The following is a 3,152-nucleotide window of genomic DNA, read 5'->3' as shown; positions in this document are numbered from 1 at the left end:
GTCACCAGCTCCAGACCGATCTCACCCAGGGTGCAGCGTGCGGCGGCGCCCAGGCCGCGCGAGCCGAGAACCAGCAGGTCCGACTGTTCCGCCGCCTCGGCCAGGGCGTCCAACGGGTCTCCGCGGACCAAGCTCACGTCCACAGGAAGGTCCGGGTGGGACGACGCCACTGCTGCCTGCGCCTCATCGGTGATCCGGTGCGGCCAGTGATTCCCCTCCGCTTCCTCGGGCGGTACGCCGCTTGGCTCCCGGGCGAGCAGGATCCAGGCGTGCAGAAGCCGCAGCCGCGCCTTGCGCAACTCCGCCTCCCGCGCCGCCCACAGCGCGGCGGACAGTGACTGGAGAGTGCCGTCGAGACCGACCGTGATGAGGTCCTTCATGAGCGTGCTCCGCTCCTCTCGGCCGAGCCGGCGGCCATGGCCGGCTTCAGGTCTTCGGAGACCGAGACGACGCCGTCGACGCCGGCGCACATACGGACAAGAACGGGGATCAGCAGCGGATCATCCACGGAGCCGTGCAGTGCCACCTGCCCCTGGACGACGTCGGCGGCCACGCCTGCCGCGCCGAGACGGGCAGTGCGCCCGAGGATCTCCCGAGAGATCTCCTCCTGGATCGCCTTGTCCTGGCGGAGGAAGACGCGCAGCAGATCGCTGCGGCTGACGATGCCCAACAGCAGGTCCGTCTCATCGACCACGGGCAGACGCTTCACGTTCTGTGCCTCCATCAGCCGTGCCGCCTCCACCACGGACCATTCCGGATGAGCGCAGACGGCCGGAGCGGACATGAGCTCGCCGGCGGTGCGCCCTTCGGCCCGGGCCCGTTCCCACGCCTCGAGGTGGGGCAACGGCGTCCTGCCGGAGAGATCGGGCTGGTCAGCAGCCTTCCTCAGCAGGTCGGCCTCGGAGACGATGCCGGCCGGCCTGCCGAGGCTGTCGAGTACCGGCACGGCACTCACCGCGTTGTCCGCGAGGATCTGCGCGATGTCCTTGAACGGCGTATCCAGCGCGACGCTCACGACGTGCCTCGTCATGAACTCACCTATCGTGCGGTGCTCCATCTCCGGCTCCTTTCACCGTGGTGGACCACGCATCGCTCCCACATCTTCAGCGTGGCCGGAGCAGGGGCTGTCCCGGCATGAGCCACTCGGCCCCATCGGCCCGCCGGCAGGCCCGAAGGGCCCGAGTGGTCTGCGGCAAGGGACCTATGGCCCCTGACGCGATCGGCTCGGCCCCGCAAAGCTGAAGGAGCCCACCGATCCACCGTCCGCGCCGTCCTGGAGGCCCCGGTGTTCACCCAGACCCTCGACGACACGCTGGTGAAGACCCTCGTCGCCGACGCCGTCCTGGCACCGTCCATGCACAACGCCCAGCCCTGGCACTTCGGCTACGCCCGCGGCAGCCGTACGTTCACGCTCTCCGCCGACCTCGAGCGTGCGATGCCGCACGCCGACCCCACGACCCGGGGCCTGCACCTGGGCTGCGGCGCCGCGCTGCTGAACCTGCGGGTGGCCGCATCGCACGCCGGCCATCGCACCTCAACGCCCCTCCTCCCGGACCCGCACGCCCCGGCACTCCTGGCCGCCGTGCGGCTGGACGACCCTCATGAGCACTGGGACGAGTCCCTCCCCGGCCTCCATCCCGCCCTCCGCAACCGCCACACCAGCCGCTCCCCCTTCACGGAACGCCAGATCCCGGAGAACCTCCGCGCCACTCTCGCCGAGACCGCGGCTCGAGAAGGGGCACAGCTGAGCTTCCTCACCACCCCGCACCGTGAGACCGTGCTGGACCTGATCATGCACGCCGAGGGCTACAACCGGATGGACGAGGGCCGCGACGCGGAACAGCGTCGCTGGACCCACGACACCGCGGCCGAACCAGCCGTCGATGACGGCATCCCGGACTACGCCTTCGGACCCCGCAAGCGCACCGGCTCGACCCCCGTCAGGGACTTCGCCGGCCGGGGCACCGTGCCCGACCGCGCCTACGCCGACTTCGAGAAACGCCCCCAACTGGCAGCGCTCAGCACCATGGGCGACACCCCGGCCGACTGGCTACGCGCCGGCCAGGCATTGGAGCGGGTCCTGCTCGTGGCCACCCTCCAAGGGCTCGCCAGCTCCTTCGCGACGCAGCCCGTCGAATGGCCGGACCTGCGATGGATCCTGCGCGACCCGCAGTCCGGCACCGGTTATGTGCACATGATCCTGCGCCTGGGGTACGGCCCACAGGGCCCCAGGACCCCGCGACGCTCGGTGGATCAGGTGTTGACGATCAAGCCGTGATGCTCGCGGTACGGGCTCAGCACATCGATCGCCATGTTCCGGATCACCCGACAGCCCGTTCCCGTCCGCCGCCGGGTGGTCCCGCTCCACACCTGACACCGCCGTGCTCTCCGGCTCACCTCGGCCTGCGCGCAGCGGACCCGACTACCAGTACCTCGTCCGCTAGCCGAACAGATGGCTGATGCCGCCTCGGCCATCTACTCCGTTCCACAGCACGGCCCCCACCCAAAAGGGGAACCAACCCAGCTCCTCCGGCAGTAGTGGAGCGGCGATCAACCAGACGAGCGGCAGGACAGCGAACGTCAGGCAGCAACACCAGCCACGTCTGCCAGAAGCGGACGAGTCTGGCGAATTCGTAGTCATCTCGCGAAAGTAAGCGGTGCCTACGACGCGCGCATGAGTACCCGTACTTACGGCCTCACTTGCGGTAGCTCTTTGCTCGCCGCTGCCCTTCGCCGTGGTCGTCCTCGCCCCCCACCCAGCCGCGTTGCCGACGGGAGCGGCACCCGGTCGGCCCGGCGGTGGCGGTGCTTCGTATGCTCGCGACGCGGGGAACCGGAAGCTGACCACCTTCGGAGGCGAACGACCATGTCGGAACAGCGTGTTGTCCTGGTGACGGGCGGGGGAACGGGAATCGGGGCCGCCACCGCCCGGCTGCTGCGCACGGCCGGGCACCAGGTCGTGATCTCCGGACGGCGGCCCGAGCCACTGCGCCGGGTGGCCGAGGAGACCGGAGCGCTGGCTCACCCTTCCGATGCCGCCGACCCCGAGGCCGTGCGCGAGCTCGTGGAGACGACGGTGACGGCGTACGGGAGACTTGATGGTGTGGTGCTCAACGCCGGGATCGGGCGGGGTGGTGAGGTCGGCGACACCG

4 protein-coding genes are annotated in these 3,152 nt (G+C 70.1%); 2 read left to right on the top strand and 2 right to left on the bottom strand.

What is annotated here, in order from left to right:
- Positions 1-380 (bottom strand): universal stress protein (locus ACZ4XD_RS37325; protein WP_468050007.1); only part of this gene is annotated, 380 nt, incomplete at its 3' end.
- On the bottom strand, positions 377-1,057 hold the full coding sequence (locus ACZ4XD_RS37320; protein ID WP_468050005.1) for a CBS domain-containing protein: 681 nt from the start codon (positions 1,055-1,057) through the stop codon (positions 377-379). The genes ACZ4XD_RS37325 and ACZ4XD_RS37320, both read right to left, overlap by 4 nt.
- Positions 1,058-1,285: 228 nt before the next feature.
- On the opposite strand from ACZ4XD_RS37320, the gene ACZ4XD_RS37315 reads away from it, so the two are divergent.
- Together ACZ4XD_RS37315 and ACZ4XD_RS37310 are read left to right on the top strand one after the other, a co-directional pair.
- Complete coding sequence (locus ACZ4XD_RS37315; protein ID WP_468050003.1) at positions 1,286-2,278, top strand: Acg family FMN-binding oxidoreductase; 993 nt, start codon at positions 1,286-1,288, stop codon at positions 2,276-2,278.
- A gap of 588 nt (positions 2,279-2,866) precedes the next feature.
- The coding region (locus tag ACZ4XD_RS37310; RefSeq protein ID WP_468050001.1) for an SDR family NAD(P)-dependent oxidoreductase at positions 2,867-3,152 on the top strand (286 nt) is incomplete at its 3' end.

It is taken from the genome of Streptomyces sp. NPDC029466, assembly GCF_055574515.1.
Note: the sequence above shows the minus strand (reverse complement) of the source record. Positions and strands in the feature narration are given on the sequence as shown.

Coding starts and splice junctions, on each gene's coding strand:
- ACZ4XD_RS37320 (WP_468050005.1), bottom strand. CDS start 1,057: ATGGAGCACCGCACGATAGGTGAGTTCATGACGAGGCACGTCGTGAGC.